The following is a 16855-nucleotide window of genomic DNA, read 5'->3' on the forward strand; positions in this document are numbered from 1 at the left end:
ATGGCCAGAACCCAGCAGCAGCGCCGCGAGGAGACCGTCGCGCGCCTCCTCGAAGCCGCCATCGCCACGATCATCGAGGTCGGCTACGCGCGGGCCTCGGCGGCGGTGATCACCAAGCGGGCGGGGGTCTCGGTCGGCGCCCTGTTCCGCCACTTCGACACCATGGGCGACTTCATGGCGGCCACGGCGTCGGAGGTGTTGCGCCGCCAGGTGGAGTCGTTCACCAAGCGGGTCACTGAAATTCCAGCCGACCGGCCGGTGCTGGAAGCGGCGCTGCCGATCCTGCGCGACATCACCGCCGACCCGACCAACGCCGTCTTCTACGAGCTGACGATCGCCGCACGCACCGACGAAAAGCTCCGGGCCACAATGCAACACGAGCTCGCGCAGTACGCCGCGAAGATTCACGACGCGGCCCGGGCACTGCCCGGCGCCGAGGACCTTCCGGCCGAAACCTTCCCGGTCCTGGTGACACTGATGCGCAACGTGTTCGACGGCGCCGCCGTGGTGGAGGGGGTGCTGCCGCACCCGGAGATCGCCGAGCAGCGCATTCCGTTGCTGACCGCGCTGCTGGCCGCCGCCCTGCGCGGTGACTAGAGCGAGCCGATGCCGGTTTCGGGGTTGAGCGCGAATCCCCAGTCGAACAGGGTGGCGGCCTGATCCCAGTACGACGGGCCGCCCGGTTTCACCAGCCCGTACATCATCGCGATCACCAGCCGGCGGCCTCCGCGGGTGGCGGCGCCGACGAAGGTCTTGCGCGCGGCATTGGTGAAGCCCGTCTTGCCACCGATCGCGCCCGGGTAGCGCTGCAGCAGCTCGTCCTGGTTGGTGATCGGCTCGTCGCCGCGATCGCCGGGGAACATCGCCGACGGCTCGGCGGTGATCCGCGCGAACACCGGGTTGGCCATCGCGGCGCGGAAGATTACGGCCAGGTCATGCGCCGTCGACGCCCCCGAGCCGCCGGGCCCGTCGAGCCCGGACGGGGTCGACGCATGCGTGCTCGTCGCGCCCAGGGAGGCGGCCTTGGCGTTCATCTTGGCGACCGTCGCATCGGCGCCGCCCAGCAGGTGCGCCAGCGTGTTGGCGGCGTCATTGCCCGACACCAGCAGCAGCGCGTCGAGCAGTTGGCGCGCGGTGTAGGTGCGACCGGGCTTGATGCCGACGCAGTTGCACTCGACCTCGGTGTCGGCGACGTCGGCGACGACGGTGGAGTCCAGGCTCACCTGGTCCAGCGCGACGAGCGCCAGCAGCACCTTGATGGTGCTCGCGGGCGGATGGGCGACGTTCTGGTCGCGGCCGGCCAGCACCTGGCCACTGTCCAGGTCGGCCACGATCCAGGTCTGGGCCGGGCCGTCGGGGATGGGCACCGAGCCGATCGGCTGCGTGTTGTCGGCACGTGCGGTGCCTGCGCCGATGATCACCGCGAGCAGCGCCGCGAGCGTGGCCAGGAGCTTGCGCATGGGCGAAAAGTTTAACTTCCCGGCCGCCGTGATGCCCATTTCGCCACCATCCGGTGTTGAATCGACGCATGTGCAGTGAGCGAATCGACTACGAACAGGTGGCCCCACGGGGTATGAAAGCCCTTGGCGGCGTTCATCTTTACGTCAGCCAGTCGGGCCTGTCCAAGGTGCTTCTGACCATCGTGTACCTGCGGGTATCGCTGATCAACGGGTGCGCCTATTGCATCGACATGCACTCGCGGGAATTGCGCGAACTGGGCGTCTCGAACGAAAAGATTGCCCTGGTTCCGGTGTGGGAGGAAGCCGGTGAGCTGTTCGACAGCCGCGAGCGGGCCGCGTTGTCATGGGCCGAAACCGTCACCCGGATATCGACCACGGGCGCGCCCGACGGCGCATACGCAGCGGTATCGGCACATTTCGACAATAAGGAACTGGTCGACCTGACGATCGCTATCGGCCTGATGAACGCGTACAACCGGATGGCGATCAGCTTCCGGAATCCGCCGGCCGCGGTCAACGCGAAACACGCTGAAACGCAGGGGGACTGACGCGCTCAGCCTGCGTCAATGCCAGGGCATGTCGCGCCAGGAGTAGAACTTCCCGTCGCCGACGTCGTGCACGCCGTAGTAATCCCAGAAATAGTCGTGGCAGACGCCACCGTCCCACGGCACCGGGCGGCCGGCCGGAAGGACGTCGTCCGGGCACCAGTGCTGGCAGGACTTTCCGGCCGGGCAAGGGGCGGCCCCGGCCGAAGGCGCCGAGCCGATCGAGAGCAACAGCGTCGTGGCCACTACCGCGATCGCAATCTTCGAAGGGGTCATCCGGCAAGTCGACACCGCCCGCGCCGCTACCGATCCCAATCGGGGTGTTGAATCGACGCATGTTGAGCCTGGAAGAGATCTCCGACCGCCTCGAGATTCAGCAGCTGCTGGTGGACTACTCCACCGCCATCGACAACCGCCGCTTCGACGACCTGGACAAGGTGTTCACGCCCGACGCCTACATCGACTACACGGCCCTGGGCGGCATCGAGGGCCATTTCCCCGAGGTCAAGAAGTGGCTGGCGGAGGTCCTGCCGACCTTCCCGGTGTACGCGCACATGCTCGGCAACTTCTCGGTGCGCGTCGACGGGGACAGCGCCTCGTCGCGGGTGATCTGCTTCAACCCGATGGTGCTCCCGGGGGACAAGGAGCAGATCCTGTTCTGCGGGCTGTGGTACGACGACGAATTCGTGCGCACGCCCGAGGGCTGGCGGATGAGCCGCCGGGTCGAGACCAAGACCTTCCAGAAGGTCATGTGACGATTTCGGCCTGAGGCCCCTGGTCTGGCACAATGGGCGGCTGTCCGCCCCGCGATCACTGATTCTTTCGGAGCGAGGCGGTCGCGACACGCGAGGCAAAACCGGGCCCCGGCATCCCGCCGGCGTCGCTGAATTGCAGCGTGACACCCACAGGAGACATCGCTTAACCATGGCTGTGAAGATCAAGCTCACCCGGCTCGGCAAAATCCGCAACCCCCAGTACCGCATCGCCGTCGCCGACGCCCGCACCCGCCGCGACGGCCGCTCCATCGAGGTCATCGGCCGGTATCACCCGAAGGAAGACCCGAGCCTCATCGAGATCAACTCCGAGCGCGCCCAGTACTGGCTGTCGGTGGGGGCCCAGCCCACCGAGCCCGTCCTCAAGCTGCTGAAGATCACCGGTGACTGGCAGAAGTTCAAGGGCCTGCCGGGCGCCGAGGGCCGGTTGAAGGTCAAGCCCGCCAAGCCCAGCAAGCTGGAGCTGTTCAGCGCCGCGCTGGCCGAGGCCGACGGCGCGCCCACCACCGAGGCCGCCAAGCCGAAGAAGAAGGCGCCCGCGAAGAAGGCCGCGAAGGCCGCCGCAGAAACCCCCGGGACCGCCGAAGAGACGCCGACCGCCGAAGAGACGCCGGCCGCTGCCGAGACGCCGGCCGCCGAGGCGACCCCGGCCGAGGCGCCGGCCGAACCGGCCCAGGAAGGCTGACCGGCGTGAGCACCGTCGTCGTTGACGCAGTCGAGCACCTGGTCCGCGGGATCGTCGACAACCCCGACGACGTCCGGGTGGACATGGTGACCAGCCGGCGCGGGCGCACCGTGGAGGTGCACGTCCACCCCGACGACCTGGGCAAGGTCATCGGCCGCGGGGGACGCACCGCGACCGCGCTGCGCACGCTGGTCGCCGGGATCGGTGGCCGCGGCATCCGCGTCGACGTGGTGGACACCGACCAGTAGCGGGCGCTCCCGTGGAGTTGACGGTCGGGCGGGTGGTCAAGGCGCACGGCATCAGCGGTGAGGTGGTCGTGGAGATCCGCACCGATGACCCAGCCGCCCGCTTCGCGGCGGGTAACACGTTGCGCGCCAAGGATTCTCGTAGCGGCACCGAACGCGACGTCGTCATCGACCAGGCGCGCGAGCACGGTGGGCGGCTCTTGGTGCGACTGGCCGGGGTCAACGACCGCGACACCGCCGACACGTTGCGCGGCAACGTGTTCGTGGTGGACTCCGCAGACCTGCCGCCGATCGACGAGCCCGACACCTACTACGACCATCAGCTCGAGGGTCTGGCGGTCCGCACGACGACGGGACACGACGTCGGGGTGGTCGCCGAGGTGCTGCACACCGCGGCCGGCGAGCTGCTGGCGGTGCGGCGCGAGTCCGGTGAAGTGCTGGTGCCTTTCGTCGGCGCCATCGTCACGTCGGTGTCCCTGGACGATCGCCTGATCGAGATCGATCCGCCCGAGGGCCTGCTGGATTTGGGTTGAGCCGTGCGCATCGACGTCATCACGATCTTCCCGGCCTACCTGGATCCGCTGCGACAATCGTTGCCGGGCAAGGCGGTCGCGTCGGGACTGGTCGCCCTGCGGGTGCACGACCTGCGCCGCTGGACGCACGACGTGCACCATTCCGTGGACGACGCGCCCTACGGCGGCGGTCCCGGCATGGTGATGAAGGCGCCGGTCTGGGGCGACGCGCTGGACGAGACCTGTTCGAGCGAAACGCTTTTGGTGGTCCCTACCCCGGCCGGCACGCCGTTCACCCAGGCGACGGCCCGGCGCTGGACCGGCGAGGCGCACCTGGTGTTCGCCTGCGGGCGCTACGAAGGAATCGACCAGCGCGTCGTCGAGGACGCCGCGCGGCGGATGCGGGTCGAGGAGGTCTCCATCGGCGACTACGTGTTGCCGGGCGGGGAGGCGGCGGCGGTGGTGATGATCGAGGCGGTGGTCCGGCTGCTGCCCGCGGTGATCGGCAATCCGCAGTCGCACCAAGACGATTCACACTCCAACGGCCTGTTGGAGGGCCCGTCGTACACCCGGCCGCCCAGCTGGCGCGGGCTCGACGTCCCCGACGTTCTGCTGTCCGGTGATCACGCGCGCATCGCCGCCTGGCGCCGGGAGGTTTCGCTGCAGCGCACCCGGGAGCGCCGCCCCGATCTATTGCGCGGCGAAGAGTGATGATTGCGCCGAGCGTGCGGCTGGCCGCACCTTCGGAAGCGAGTGTGCGGCGTGCCGCACAGTCGCGCTGAGAAGCCGCGTCCGCGTCAGATGCGGCCGTTGGGAAATATCGTCCTGACGGCCTGGGTGATCGTCTGGCGCGCGGTGGCGTCGTCGGTGGTCTGCAGCGACTGGACCACCATGACGTAGCGGTGGTCGGCGCCGATCACGCCGGTCGACAGGTGCATCCAGTCGCTGCCGATGCAGCACATCCAGCCCTGCTTGACCGCCACCGGCTCGGCGAACAGCCCCTCGGGGATGCCGAACCGCTGCGGGTACCCGTCGACCCCGGTTGGCGTCGACTGGGCCAGGTCGTTGACGATGACCGCGGCCCGCTCGGGCGGCAGCCCGCCCGACCCGTCGAGCAGCATGTCGTAGTAGCGAACCAGGTCGGTCAGCGTGCTCATCGTGTTCCACCAGCGCCCGTCGCCGGGCGGGGTGGTCGACGACAGCCCGTAGCGGGCGGTGACCGCGGTGACGATGGCGTCGCCGCCGCCCTGGGCCCAGAACTTCTCGGCCGCGCCGTCGTCGGAGGACTGCAGCATGACGTCGAGGGCCTGGCGGTCCTCCGGCGACAAGACGGTCCGGCCCTGCGACTCGGCCAGCAGCAGGTCGTCGGCGATGAACAGCTTGGCCACCGAGGCGGTCCCGATGACCTGGCCGTTGCCGTTGGCGACGAGTTCGTGGGTCTTGCGGTCCAGCACGGCCACCGAGAGGGCCGCGCCGGTGGCGGCCGCCTCGTCGATGGCCCGCTGGATGCGCGCCGGCAGGCCGCCGAACACCGTGCCCGCGAGCGCCTGCGGCGGCCCGTGCATCGGCACGCTGTCCAGCAGCAGTTGAACCGTCTCCGGCTGGGTCAGGGCCTGGCGGGCGGGCGCGCTGTGGCCCGGGTCGCCCGACGCCGCCGGCTGGGCCTGTGACTCCACCAGCGCCTCGTCGCAGCCGGCCAGCACCAGCGTCACCGCCGCCACGGCGGCGAGCACGGTGAGCGGGCGGGCGCGCATCCCGGATCTCCTCGACGAAAAACCGACAGGTGGGCGGGCACAATGGCCCCAGTCATATGTACCACTCGCAGCGCCCTCGGCTGGTGCCGAACCGCGACGTTCACCTGTGATTTTCACTGCGCGCGGGGTGTCTGGCACAATTGTGCAGTTGTCTCGAACCCGTCACCGGGGCGGGCCGCTTCCCGGCCGCTGCGAGATACACGCACAAAGCCCGAAACCCATCGGCTTGTTGACCGCCCCTGTGTGGGCCGCGGTCGCGGGCCGCGAGCGCAAGGAAGTTCTCACAATGAACAGGCTGGACTTCGTCGACCAGGCGTCGCTGCGCGACGACATCCCGGCCTTCAGCCCGGGCGACACCATCAACGTGCACGTCAAGGTCATCGAGGGCGCCAAGGAGCGCATCCAGGTGTTCAAGGGCGTGGTGATCCGCCGGCAGGGCGGGGGCATCCGCGAGACGTTCACCGTGCGCAAGGAGAGCTATGGCGTCGGCGTCGAGCGCACGTTCCCGGTGCATTCGCCGAACATCGACCACATCGAGGTGGTGACCCGTGGCGACGTGCGCCGCGCCAAGCTGTACTACCTGCGTGAACTGCGCGGCAAGAAGGCCAAGATCAAGGAAAAGCGCTGACGCCCCTACGCTGATCTCGTGACGGATACCCCGGACTCACCCGAGCCCCAGTCCGACGCCGGTCAGACAGAGCCGAAGGTCTCGACCCGCGATCCCGATACCCCAGCCGAGGGTGGTCAGTCCCCGGAGCCGGCCGAGCGCCCGGAACCGGAGCCCAAGAAGAAGTCCACGCTGCGCGAGCTCGCGCTGCTCGCGGTGATCGCGGTGGTGCTCTATTACGTCATGCTGACGTTCATCGCGCGGCCGTATTTGATTCCGTCGGAATCCATGGAGCCCACGCTGCACGGCTGCACGGGCTGCGTCGGCGACCGGATCATGGTCGACAAGCTGACCTACCGGTTCGGCCACCCCCACCCCGGTGACGTGGTCGTGTTCAAGGGACCTCCGTCGTGGAACGCCGGGTACAAGTCGATCCGTTCGAACAACACCGCGCTGCGGGCGGTGCAGGACGGGCTGTCGTTCATCGGCTTCGTGCCGCCCGACGAGAACGACCTCGTCAAGCGGGTCATCGCGGTCGGCGGACAGACGGTTGCGTGCCGCGCCGAAACCGGGCTGACCGTCGACGGCAAACCGCTCAAGGAGCCCTACCTGGATCCGGGCACCATGATGGCCGACCCGGCGAAGTACCCCTGCCTGGGCAGCGAGTTCGGCCCGGTCGCCGTGCCGGCGGGACGGCTGTGGGTGATGGGCGACAACCGGACGCACTCGGCGGACTCGCGCGCCCACTGCACAAGCGTCCCCGCCGACGCGCTCAAGGGCGTGTTGTGCACCGGCGACCCGAACTCCGGGACGGTGCCGGTGTCCAATGTCATCGGCAAGGCCCGATTCATCGTGTGGCCGCCGTCGCGCTGGGGCGGTGTCGGATCGGTGAATCCCCAGCAGAGCCGGTAGCCGTGGCCACCACGTGGCCGCCGCGGACGGTGATCCGCAAGTCCGGGGGATTGCGCACCCTCGAGTCCGCGCTGTACCGCAGCGGCCTGGGGCCGGTCGCAGGCGTCGACGAGGTGGGCCGCGGCGCGTGCGCGGGCCCGCTCGTCGTGGCGGCCTGCGTGCTCGGGCCGGGACGGCTGGAAAGCCTTGCCGTACTTGATGACTCGAAGAAGCTGACCGAGAAGGCGCGGGAAAAGCTGTTCCCGTTGATCCGCCGCTACGCCCTGGCCTACCACGTGGTGTTCATCCCGTCGACCGAGGTCGACCGCCGCGGGGTGCACGTGGCCAACATCGAGGGCATGCGGCGGGCGGTGGCCGGGCTGGTCGTTCGCCCCGGCTACGTGCTCAGCGACGGCTTCCGCGTGCCCGGCCTGCCGATGCCGTCGCTACCGGTGATCGGCGGCGACGCGGTGGCCGCCTGCATCGCCGCGGCCAGCGTGCTGGCCAAAGTCAGTCGCGACCGGCTGATGGTCGCCATGGACGCCGAGCACCCCGGCTACGGCTTCGCCGAGCACAAGGGCTACGCCACGCCCGCGCATTCGACGGCGCTGACCCGGCTGGGCCCGTGCGCCGAGCATCGCTATTCATTCATCAACGTCCGGCGCGTGGCCATAGGGTCAGACGGGTCGGGCACTCGGCTGGTGGCTGAGTGCAAACCGGACACTCCGGCCGAGCGACAGGGATGCCGGTGAGGAAAGATGGCCACGGTAATGGTCGTGGAGAAGGACGTCTGAGCAGATGAGTGCAGAAGATCTCGAAAAGTACGAAACCGAGATGGAGCTCTCGCTGTACCGCGAATACAAGGACATCGTCGGTCAGTTCAGCTACGTCGTGGAAACCGAGCGACGCTTCTACCTGGCCAACAGCGTGGAGATGACGCCGCGCAACGCCGACGGTGAGGTGTACTTCGAGCTGCGGCTGTCCGACGCGTGGGTGTGGGACATGTATCGCCCGGCCCGGTTCGTCAAGCAGGTGCGGGTGGTGACGTTCAAGGACGTCAACATCGAAGAGGTCGAGAAGCCCGAGCTGCGGCTGCCGGAGTAGCGGTTACTGCGCGGTGGGCGGACTTTCGGCGTCGGACGGCAGCTGACCGCGATTGTCGATGATGGCACGGGCCACCTCGGCCAGCTTGATGTTCAGGGCCTGGGAGTGGCGCCGCAACAGGTCGAACGCCTGGTCCTCGGACATGTCGTGCAGCAACATCAGCATGCCGACGGCCTTGCCGATCTCGCGGTTGGACAGCAGCCCCTTGCGCAGGGTGGCGGCGTCCTCGCCCTTGGCGACCGCGTTGATGGCCACGCTGGCGAACGCCGCCAGCACCGCCGCGCGCCCCGCCGACTCGGCGTTGAACATGTTGGGGGTGTCGCTGAACAGGTTGAGCGCGGCCCCCTTGCGCTTGTCGACCAGCAGCCGAAAGCCCATCGCCCCGCGCACCGGCGTCTCCTCGACCAGCACGGCGGCCAGCTTGGGCCACAGCGACGGCGACGTCAGATCCGGGTCGATCTGGGGGGTTTCCTCCTCGATCGCGTCGATGCAGGGGCCGTCCCCGGCGCGCCGCTCCAGCTCGTCGATGTGGTGGGCGATCCCGTCGCTCGCGCCGACGGTGACATAGCGGTCGTTCTCCCGCACCAACAGGCTGGCATGGTCACAGCCGCGGATGGCCAGGGTGGCGGCCACACAGATGGCCGCGTACATCTCGGTGACGTCCGAACCGCGATAGATGATCTCGGCGAGCGCGGCGAAGACGGTCGCCGGGTCGGCCTTCTCGCCCCCCGGCATGGCGCCGTCCGCGCCCGCATCCGGTTCGTCTGCCACGTCCTGCCTCGTTCCCGCGTTGTCGGTGTTTGACCCGCGCGCAATCGCCGTAGATTATCGACCGCCGCAACGGGCCGCGCACGCAATCCGTCTTACGGGGCCGTCGGCTGCTCGGCCCCGCCGTCGAGAATATCGACTCGCGACTTTTGTCACCGGTGGTTTCAGCCCGGCGGGGAGGGGAAGGAGAGGTGGAATGGGGCTTACCGTGGCGGTGACCGGACCGACCGGCGAGATCGGGATCTCGGCGGTGACGGCGCTGGAGCGCGAGCCCACGGTGGACAAGATCGTCGGCATGGCCCGGCGGCCGTTCGACCCGTCGGCCAGCGGTTGGGTCAAGACCGGCTACCAGCAGGGCGACATTTTGGACCGCGAGGCCGTCGACGCCCTGGTGGCGCAGGCCGACGTGGTGATCCACCTGGCGTTCATCATCCTGGGCTCGCGCGAAGAGAGCGAACGCATCAACCTGCAGGGCACCCGCAACGTGTTCGAGGCGACCGTCGCCGCCGAACGCCCGCGGCGCCTGGTCTACACGTCGTCGGTGGCGGCCTACGGCTACCACTCCGACAACCCGGTCCCGCTCACCGAGGACGTGCCGGCGCGCGGGTCCGCCGAGCACTACTACTCCGCGCAGAAGGCCTCCTGCGAGGCGCTGCTCGCCGACGTCACCAGGGGCTCGTCGCTCGAGGTGTTCGTGCTGCGGCCCTGCATCGTCGCCGGGCCCCGGGCGACCGCGCTGGCCGACGCGATGCCGTGGAAGCAGCTGCCCGGGCCGGTGCGGGCGCTGGCCAGGGTGGTGCCGATGCTCAAGCCGGTGGTGCCCGATCCGGGCTTTCCGCTGCAGCTGGTCCACCACGACGACGTCGCCGAGGCCATCGCGCTGGCGGCGACGGCCCCGGCCCCGCCGGGCGCCTACAACATCGCCGGCGACGGCGTGGTGACGGTGTCCGAGGTGGCCAAGGCGCTGGGCGGCCGGCCGGTGCGGGTCCCCGCCGCGGCGGCCACGGCGGCGTCGGCGGCGATTTCGCGCGTGCCGTTCGTCCCGTCCATGCTCGAATGGCTGCACAGCGCGCGGACGTCGGTGGTGATGGACACCACCAAGGCGAGGATCGAACTCGGCTGGCGGCCGGTGCACTCCTCGGAGGACACCCTCGCGGCGCTGGCAGGGGCGGTCTGACGCCGCGCCGGGTGGCCGCCAGGCGGTAATTTGATCCTGTGAGATTGCACCGCCGCGGCGGCATTGCCGATATCCCCGCCGACTACGACGAACACGCGGTGAGCGTCGCGCCCCGCAAGCACGAGGCGGCCGGCGTGCGGGCGGTGCTGGTCTCGCTGCAGCGGGGGTTCGAGCAGATGGGCGCGGTGCGCACCGCCGCGGTGCTAGCCCGGCTCAACCAGCGCCACGGCTTCGACTGCCCCGGTTGCGCGTGGCCGGAGGAGCACGGCGGCCGCAAGCTGGCCGAGTTCTGCGAGAACGGCGCCAAGGCCGTCGCCGAGGAGGCCACCAAGCGCACCGTCACGCCGGAGTTCTTCGCGCGGCACTCGGTGGCCGAGCTGTCGGCCAAGCCGGAGTACTGGCTGTCGCAGCAGGGCCGGCTCACCCAGCCGATGGTGTTGCGCCCTGGGGACGACCACTACCGGCCGCTCGGCTGGGACGACGCCTACCGGGTGATCGCCGAGCACCTGGGCGCCCTGGCCAGCCCCGACGAGGCGGTGTTCTACACGTCGGGCCGCACCAGCAACGAGGCCGCGTTCTGCTACCAGCTGCTGGTCCGCAGCTTCGGCACCAACAACCTGCCCGACTGCTCGAACATGTGCCACGAGTCGTCGGGGTCGGCGCTGACCGAGTCGATCGGCATCGGAAAGGGATCGGTCACCGTCGACGACGTCGAGCGGGCCGACCTGATCGTCATCGCCGGGCAGAACCCCGGCACCAACCACCCGCGGATGCTCTCGGTGCTGGAGAAGGCAAAAGCCAACGGCGCCAAAATCATTGCGGTGAACCCGCTGCCCGAGGCCGGGTTGATCCGGTTCAAGGACCCGCAGAAGGTACACGGGGTTGTCGGCCACGGCGTTTCGATGGCCGACGAGTTCGTGCAGATTCGCCTGGGCGGCGACATGGCGCTGTTCGCCGGGCTGGGCCGGTTGCTGCTCGAGGCCGACGACCGCGCCCCGGGCACCGTCGTCGACCGGGCGTTCGTCGACGCGCACTGCGCCGGCTTCGACGACTACCGGCGCCGCACGCTCGGCGTCGACCTCGACACGGTGTTCGCCGCCACCGGCGTCGAGCGGGGCCAGCTCGAGCGCGTCGCCGGCATGCTGAGGGCGTCGCACCGCACCGTCGTGTGCTGGGCGATGGGCCTGACCCAGCACACCCACGCCGTGGACACCATCGGCGAGATCACCAACGTGCTGTTGCTGCGCGGCATGATCGGCAAGCCGGGCGCCGGCGTGTGCCCGGTGCGCGGGCACTCCAACGTGCAGGGCGACCGCACCATGGGCATCTGGGAGCAGATGCCCGAGGAGTTCCTGGCCGCCCTGGACCGCGAGTTCGGCATCACCAGCCCGCGCAAGCACGGCTACGACACGGTGGACGCGATCCGCGCGATGCGCGACGGGCGGGCCCGCGTCTTCGTGGGCATGGGGGGCAACTTCGCGTCGGCCACCCCCGACACCGCGGTCACCGAGGCCGCGCTGCGCAATTGCGCGCTGACCGTGCAGATTTCGACCAAGCTCAACCGCAGCCACCTGGTGCACGGGGCAACGGCCCTGATCCTGCCGACGCTCGGCCGCACCGACCGCGACATCCGGGGCGGTCGCAAACAGGTGGTGTCGGTGGAGGATTCGATGTCGATGGTGCACCTGTCGCGCGGCAGCCTGCACCCGCCCGGCGACCTGGTGCGCAGCGAGGTGGGGATCGTCTGCCAGCTGGCGCGCACGCTGCTGGGCGCGGCGCACCCGGTGCCGTGGGAGCGCTTCGCCGCCGACTACGACACCATCCGCGACGCGATCGCCGCGGTGGTCCCCGGCTGTGATGACTACAACCGCAGGGTGCGCGCACCCGACGGCTTCCAGCTGCCGCACCCGCCGCGCGACGCCCGCGAATTCCACACCAGCACAGGCAAAGCCAACTTCGCGGTCAACCCGCTGCGGTGGGTGCCGGTGCCGCCGGGCCGGCTGGTGCTGCAGACGCTGCGCAGCCACGACCAGTACAACACCACCATCTACGGGCTCGACGACCGCTATCGCGGGGTCAAGGGCGGCCGGCGGGTGGTGTTCGTCAACCCGGCCGACATCGAGGAGCTGGGCCTGACCGCGGGCCAGCGCGTCGATCTGGTGTCGGAGTTCGGCGACGCCGAGGGCCGGCTGCAGGAGCGCCGCGCGAAAGACTTTCTGGTGGTGGCCTATTCGACGCCGGTCGGCAACGCCGCGGCCTACTATCCCGAGACCAATGCGCTGGTTGCGTTGGATCACACCGCGGACAAATCGAACACCCCGGTGTCGAAGGCGATCACGATCCGGCTGGAGCCGGCGGCTTAGTGCGACGCGTCACCGCGCGCCGCAGCGCACACCATCTCACCGCCGAGCGGGCCGTCACGCGACCGGAAACCCTGGCCGTCGAGGAGCCGCTGGAGATCCGCGTCAACGGTGCGCCGGTCACGGTGACCATGCGCACGCCCGGATCGGATTTCGAACTCGCGCAAGGGTTCCTGCTCACCGAAGGTGTGATCTTTGGCCGCGACGACGTTGCGAGCATCCGCTACTGCGGCGGGCGCGGCGAGGACGGGGCCAACACCTACAACGTGCTGGACGTGACCCTGGCGCCCGGGGTCGCCCCGCCCGATCTCGACGTCACCCGCAACTTCTACACCACGTCGTCCTGCGGGGTCTGCGGCAAGGCGTCGCTGGACGCGGTGCGGCTGCACGGCCGCTTCTCGCCCGGCTCGGACCCTATGCTGATCACCGCGGCCGCGTTGCAGGCGATGCCCGGCCAATTGCGCGCCGCGCAAAAGGTTTTCGACACCACCGGTGGGCTGCACGCGGCGGCGCTGTTCGGGGTGGACGGCACCGCGTTGGTCGTGCGCGAGGACATCGGCCGGCACAACGCGGTCGACAAGGTCGTGGGGTGGGCGCTGGAGCACCGGCCGCTGCCGCTGGCGGGTTGCGTGCTGCTGGTCAGCGGGCGGGCCTCGTTCGAGTTGACGCAGAAGGCGGTGATGGCGGGGATTCCCGTGCTGGCCGCGGTGTCGGCGCCGTCGTCGCTGGCGGTCTCGCTCGCCGAGGACGCCGGGGTGACGCTGGTGGCGTTCCTGCGGGAGGACTCGATGAACGTCTACACCCGGGCCGACCGGGTCACCTAAGCCACGCCTGGGGATGGATCCCCGACTGGGGATAACCGGTCGCTCCCGGCGCCATTCGGCGTTTCGGAGGCACGGCCCTGTCGGCCGGGCACGGCAGGTTGACCGCCATGACGACCGAACAGGCGATGACCCGCATCCAGCTGGGCGCGATGGGTGAGGCGCTCGCCGTTGATCACCTGATGCGGATGGGGCTGCGGATCGTGGCCCGCAACTGGCGCTGCCGCTACGGCGAGCTGGACGTGATCGCCGTCGACGACGCCTCCCGCACCGTGGTGTTCGTGGAGGTCAAGACCCGCACCGGGGACGGCTACGGCGGGCTGGCGCACGCGGTCACGCCACGCAAGCTCGCGCGGCTGCGCCGGCTGGCCGGGCTGTGGCTGGCCGGCCAGGACCGGCGCTGGGCGGCGCTGCGCATCGACATGATCGGCGTGCGGGTCGGGCGCCGGCGCACCCCGGAACTCACCCACCTGCGGGGGATCGGCTGATGGCGCTGGGACGGGCGTTCTCGGTCGCGGTGCGGGGGCTGGACGGCGCGATCGTCGAGATCGAGGCCGACATCACCTCCGGGCTGCCCGGCGTGCACCTGGTGGGCCTGCCCGACGCCGCCCTGCAGGAGTCGCGCGACCGCGTCCGCGCGGCGGTCACCAACTGCGGCAACGACTGGCCCCAGGCCCGGCTCACGCTGGCGCTGTCGCCGGCGACGCTGCCGAAGATGGGATCGGTCTACGACATCGCGCTGGCCGCGGCCGTGTTGTCGGCGCAGCGCAAGCACCCCTGGGAACGCCTGGAGAAGACGGTGCTGCTGGGGGAGCTGTCCCTGGACGGGCGGGTCCGGGCCGTGCGCGGGGTGCTGCCCGCCGTGCTGGCCGCCAAACGCGACGGCTGGCCGGCCGTCGTCGTCCCCGTGGACAACCTGGCCGAGGCCAGCCTCGTCGACGGGATCGACGTCTTCGGCGTGCGCACCCTGCGACAACTGCAGCGCTGGCTGGGCGGCTCCGGCGGGCTGGACCACCGGATCAACGCGGGGACGCCGGCCCCGGAGCCGTCCGCCGACCTGGCCGACGTGGTGGGACAGTCACAAGCGCGGTTCGCCGTGGAAGTGGCCGCCGCGGGCGCGCACCACCTCATGCTGACCGGGCCGCCGGGCGTGGGCAAAACGATGCTGGCCCAACGCCTTCCGGGGCTGCTGCCCCCGCTGGCCGACGGCGAGTCCCTCGAGGTCACCGCGATCCACTCGGTGGCCGGGCTGCTGTCGTCGGACACCCCGCTGATCACCGCGCCGCCGTTCGTGGCGCCGCACCACAGTTCCACCGTCGCCGCGCTCGTCGGCGGGGGTTCGGGGATGGCCCGCCCGGGCGCGGTCAGCCGCGCGCATCGCGGTGTGCTGTTCCTCGACGAATGCGCCGAGATCAGCGTCAGCGCGCTGGAAGCCCTGCGAACACCGTTGGAGGACGGCGAGATTCGCCTCGCCCGCCGCGACGGGGTGGCATGCTACCCGGCCCGCTTCCAGCTGGTGCTCGCCGCCAACCCGTGCCCGTGCGCGCCGGCCGATCCGCGGGACTGCGTGTGCGCGGCCGCGGCCAAACGCCGCTACCTGGGCAAGCTGTCCGGGCCCCTGATGGACCGGGTCGACCTGCGCGTGCAGATGAACGCGGTGCGGGCCGGGGCGATCGCGATCACCGGCGGCGAATCGACCGCGCAGGTCCGCCAACGGGTCGCGGCGGCGCGCGACGCCGCCGCAGAGCGCTGGCGGCCCTACGGATTTCGCACCAACGCCGAAGTCAGCGGCACGCTGCTGCGGCGCAAGTTCCGCCCTGGCAACGACGCGATGGAACCGCTCAAGCGGGCGCTGGACGGCGGGCTGCTCAGCATCCGCGGCCTGGATCGCACCCTGCGCGTCGCGTGGAGCCTGGCCGACCTGGCCGGCCGCACCGCGCCCGGACTCGGGGAGGTCGCCACCGCGCTCAGCTTCCGGCAACCCGGGGCGCAGCGATGAACGATCCGGTGTCGCGCGCGTGGGCCTACCTGTCCCGGGTGGCCGAGCCGCCCTGCGCGGAACTCGCCGCGCTGGTGCGCCAGGTGGGGCCGCAGGAGGCAGCCGAGCGGGTCCGGCGCGGGGCGGTCGACGACGCGGTGGCCCGGCACACCGAGGCCCGCCGCGAAATAGACCGGGCCGCGGCCGATCTGGAACTGCTCGCCACCCGCGGCGGCCGGTTGATCACCCCCGACGGCGACGAGTGGCCGCTGCTCGCATTCGCCGCGTTCGGCGCCGCCGGGCCCAAGGCCGGCGGCGGGCCGCCGATGGTGCTGTGGGCGGTGGGTCCCGAGCGCCTCGACGAGGTGGCCCGGCGCGCGGCCGCCCTCGTCGGCACCCGCGCGTCGACGATGTACGGCGAGCACGTGGCCGCCGACCTGGCCACCGGTCTGGCCGAGCGCGACGTCGCGGTGGTCTCCGGCGGCGCCTACGGCATCGACGGCGCGGCGCACCGCGCGACGCTGGACTGCGAGGGAATCACGGTGGCCGTGCTGGCCGGCGGGATCGACATCCCTTATCCGGCGGGGCATTCCGCGCTGCTGCATCGCATCGGTCAGAGCGGGCTGGTGTTCACCGAGTACCCGCCTGGTGTCCGCCCGGCCCGGTACCGGTTTTTGACCCGCAACCGCCTGGTCGCCGCCGTCGCGGGCGCGGCGGTGGTGGTGGAGGCGGGCCTGCGCAGCGGCGCGGCGAACACCGCCGGCTGGGCGCGGGCGCTGGGCCGCGTGGTGGCCGCGGTGCCCGGGCCGGTGACGTCGTCGGCGTCGGCGGGATGCCACGCGCTGCTGCGCAACGGCGCCGAGCTGGTCACCCGGGCCGACGACGTGGTCGAGCTGGTCGGCCGCATCGGCGAGCTGGCGCCCGAGGAGCCCCACCCCGTCACGGCGCTCGACGGGCTCGGCGACGCCGAGCGGCGGGTGTACGAGGCACTGCCCGGGCGCGGGGCCGCCGCGGTCGAGGAGATCGCCGTCGCGGCGGGCCTGCCGCCCGAGCGGGTGCTGGGGCCGCTGGCGATCCTCGAGGTCGCGGGGCTGGCGCGGCGCGAGGACGGGCGGTGGCGAATCGTGCGCGCCGCGCGGACCCGGCCTTCGACAACGCGGCTCGTATAGTCGACG

20 protein-coding genes and 1 pseudogene are annotated in these 16855 nt (G+C 70.8%); 17 read left to right on the forward strand and 4 right to left on the reverse strand.

Annotation, left to right across the window (positions count from 1 at the left end):
• Positions 1 to 597 carry a TetR/AcrR family transcriptional regulator gene (locus tag AC5Y43_RS00280; RefSeq protein ID WP_499968117.1) on the forward strand — a complete coding sequence of 199 codons (597 nt, stop codon included), beginning with the start codon at positions 1 to 3 and terminating at the stop codon, positions 595 to 597.
• On the opposite strand, the gene AC5Y43_RS00285 is transcribed toward AC5Y43_RS00280, so the two are convergent.
• Positions 594 to 1460 carry a D-alanyl-D-alanine carboxypeptidase family protein gene (locus AC5Y43_RS00285; protein WP_499968119.1) on the reverse strand — a complete coding sequence of 289 codons (867 nt, stop codon included), beginning with the start codon at positions 1458 to 1460 and terminating at the stop codon, positions 594 to 596. The genes AC5Y43_RS00280 and AC5Y43_RS00285 overlap by 4 nt on opposite strands.
• A gap of 56 nt (positions 1461 to 1516) precedes the next feature.
• Between AC5Y43_RS00285 and AC5Y43_RS00290 the strand changes: the two genes are divergently transcribed.
• Complete coding sequence (locus tag AC5Y43_RS00290) at positions 1517 to 2008, forward strand: carboxymuconolactone decarboxylase family protein (protein WP_499968121.1); 492 nt, start codon at positions 1517 to 1519, stop codon at positions 2006 to 2008.
• Between the two features lie 15 nt (positions 2009 to 2023).
• On the opposite strand, the gene AC5Y43_RS00295 is transcribed toward AC5Y43_RS00290, so the two are convergent.
• Positions 2024 to 2281 carry a hypothetical protein gene (locus AC5Y43_RS00295; RefSeq protein ID WP_499968123.1) on the reverse strand — a complete coding sequence of 86 codons (258 nt, stop codon included), beginning with the start codon at positions 2279 to 2281 and terminating at the stop codon, positions 2024 to 2026.
• Positions 2282 to 2340: 59 nt separating this feature from the next.
• Between AC5Y43_RS00295 and AC5Y43_RS00300 the strand changes: the two genes are divergently transcribed.
• The 5 genes from AC5Y43_RS00300 to trmD all read left to right on the forward strand — a co-directional run bounded on the left by AC5Y43_RS00300 (position 2341) and on the right by trmD (position 4931).
• Positions 2341 to 2760 (forward strand): nuclear transport factor 2 family protein, encoded by a 420-nt coding sequence (locus AC5Y43_RS00300; protein WP_499968125.1) that lies wholly within the window; start codon positions 2341 to 2343, stop codon positions 2758 to 2760.
• 169 nt (positions 2761 to 2929) lie between these two features.
• Positions 2930 to 3463 carry a 30S ribosomal protein S16 gene (gene rpsP / locus AC5Y43_RS00305; RefSeq protein ID WP_499968127.1) on the forward strand — a complete coding sequence of 178 codons (534 nt, stop codon included), beginning with the start codon at positions 2930 to 2932 and terminating at the stop codon, positions 3461 to 3463.
• Between the two features lie 5 nt (positions 3464 to 3468).
• Entirely contained in the window at positions 3469 to 3711 is a 243-nt protein-coding gene (locus AC5Y43_RS00310) for an RNA-binding protein (protein WP_003878715.1), read from the forward strand.
• Between the two features lie 11 nt (positions 3712 to 3722).
• Positions 3723 to 4241, forward strand: a complete 519-nt coding sequence (gene rimM / locus AC5Y43_RS00315; protein ID WP_499968129.1) for a ribosome maturation factor RimM — start codon at positions 3723 to 3725, stop codon at positions 4239 to 4241.
• Positions 4242 to 4244: 3 nt separating this feature from the next.
• Positions 4245 to 4931 (forward strand): tRNA (guanosine(37)-N1)-methyltransferase TrmD, encoded by a 687-nt coding sequence (gene trmD / locus AC5Y43_RS00320; protein ID WP_499968131.1) that lies wholly within the window; start codon positions 4245 to 4247, stop codon positions 4929 to 4931.
• Between the two features lie 86 nt (positions 4932 to 5017).
• On the opposite strand, the gene AC5Y43_RS00325 is transcribed toward trmD, so the two are convergent.
• Positions 5018 to 5974: a serine hydrolase gene (locus tag AC5Y43_RS00325; protein WP_499968133.1), complete on the reverse strand. Its 957-nt coding sequence runs from the start codon at positions 5972 to 5974 to the stop codon at positions 5018 to 5020.
• Positions 5975 to 6260: 286 nt separating this feature from the next.
• Here AC5Y43_RS00325 and rplS point away from each other — a divergent pair, with 286 nt between their 5' ends.
• The 4 genes and pseudogenes from rplS to AC5Y43_RS00345 all read left to right on the forward strand — a co-directional run bounded on the left by rplS (position 6261) and on the right by AC5Y43_RS00345 (position 8576).
• Entirely contained in the window at positions 6261 to 6602 is a 342-nt protein-coding gene (gene rplS, locus AC5Y43_RS00330) for a 50S ribosomal protein L19 (RefSeq protein ID WP_012393605.1), read from the forward strand.
• A gap of 18 nt (positions 6603 to 6620) precedes the next feature.
• Entirely contained in the window at positions 6621 to 7493 is an 873-nt protein-coding gene (gene lepB, locus AC5Y43_RS00335) for a signal peptidase I (RefSeq protein ID WP_499968135.1), read from the forward strand.
• Between the two features lie 2 nt (positions 7494 to 7495).
• A pseudogene (locus tag AC5Y43_RS00340) lies at positions 7496 to 8243 on the forward strand (ribonuclease HII).
• 27 nt (positions 8244 to 8270) lie between these two features.
• Complete coding sequence (locus AC5Y43_RS00345; protein WP_003875077.1) at positions 8271 to 8576, forward strand: DUF2469 domain-containing protein; 306 nt, start codon at positions 8271 to 8273, stop codon at positions 8574 to 8576.
• 3 nt (positions 8577 to 8579) lie between these two features.
• On the opposite strand, the gene AC5Y43_RS00350 is transcribed toward AC5Y43_RS00345, so the two are convergent.
• Positions 8580 to 9311: a GAF and ANTAR domain-containing protein gene (locus tag AC5Y43_RS00350; protein WP_499969339.1), complete on the reverse strand. Its 732-nt coding sequence runs from the start codon at positions 9309 to 9311 to the stop codon at positions 8580 to 8582.
• Positions 9312 to 9540: 229 nt separating this feature from the next.
• On the opposite strand from AC5Y43_RS00350, the gene AC5Y43_RS00355 reads away from it, so the two are divergent.
• From AC5Y43_RS00355 to dprA, 6 genes are all read left to right on the forward strand, one after another.
• Entirely contained in the window at positions 9541 to 10521 is a 981-nt protein-coding gene (locus AC5Y43_RS00355) for an NAD-dependent epimerase/dehydratase family protein (protein WP_499968137.1), read from the forward strand.
• A 38-nt stretch (positions 10522 to 10559) separates the two neighbouring features.
• On the forward strand, positions 10560 to 12884 hold the full coding sequence (locus AC5Y43_RS00360; RefSeq protein ID WP_499968140.1) for an FdhF/YdeP family oxidoreductase: 2325 nt from the start codon (positions 10560 to 10562) through the stop codon (positions 12882 to 12884).
• Complete coding sequence (gene fdhD, locus AC5Y43_RS00365; protein ID WP_499968142.1) at positions 12884 to 13705, forward strand: formate dehydrogenase accessory sulfurtransferase FdhD; 822 nt, start codon at positions 12884 to 12886, stop codon at positions 13703 to 13705. Before AC5Y43_RS00360 ends, fdhD begins: the two co-directional genes overlap by 1 nt.
• A 107-nt stretch (positions 13706 to 13812) precedes the next feature.
• Positions 13813 to 14190, forward strand: coding sequence for a YraN family protein (locus AC5Y43_RS00370; RefSeq protein WP_499968144.1), 378 nt, complete (start codon positions 13813 to 13815; stop codon positions 14188 to 14190).
• On the forward strand, positions 14190 to 15701 hold the full coding sequence (locus AC5Y43_RS00375; protein WP_499968146.1) for a YifB family Mg chelatase-like AAA ATPase: 1512 nt from the start codon (positions 14190 to 14192) through the stop codon (positions 15699 to 15701). The genes AC5Y43_RS00370 and AC5Y43_RS00375 overlap by 1 nt, the downstream gene beginning before the upstream one ends.
• Positions 15698 to 16849 carry a DNA-processing protein DprA gene (dprA, locus tag AC5Y43_RS00380; RefSeq protein ID WP_499968148.1) on the forward strand — a complete coding sequence of 384 codons (1152 nt, stop codon included), beginning with the start codon at positions 15698 to 15700 and terminating at the stop codon, positions 16847 to 16849. The genes AC5Y43_RS00375 and dprA overlap by 4 nt, the downstream gene beginning before the upstream one ends.
• Positions 16850 to 16855: the final 6 nt, after the last annotated feature.

Source organism: Mycobacterium sp. NGS57 (genome assembly GCF_059812405.1).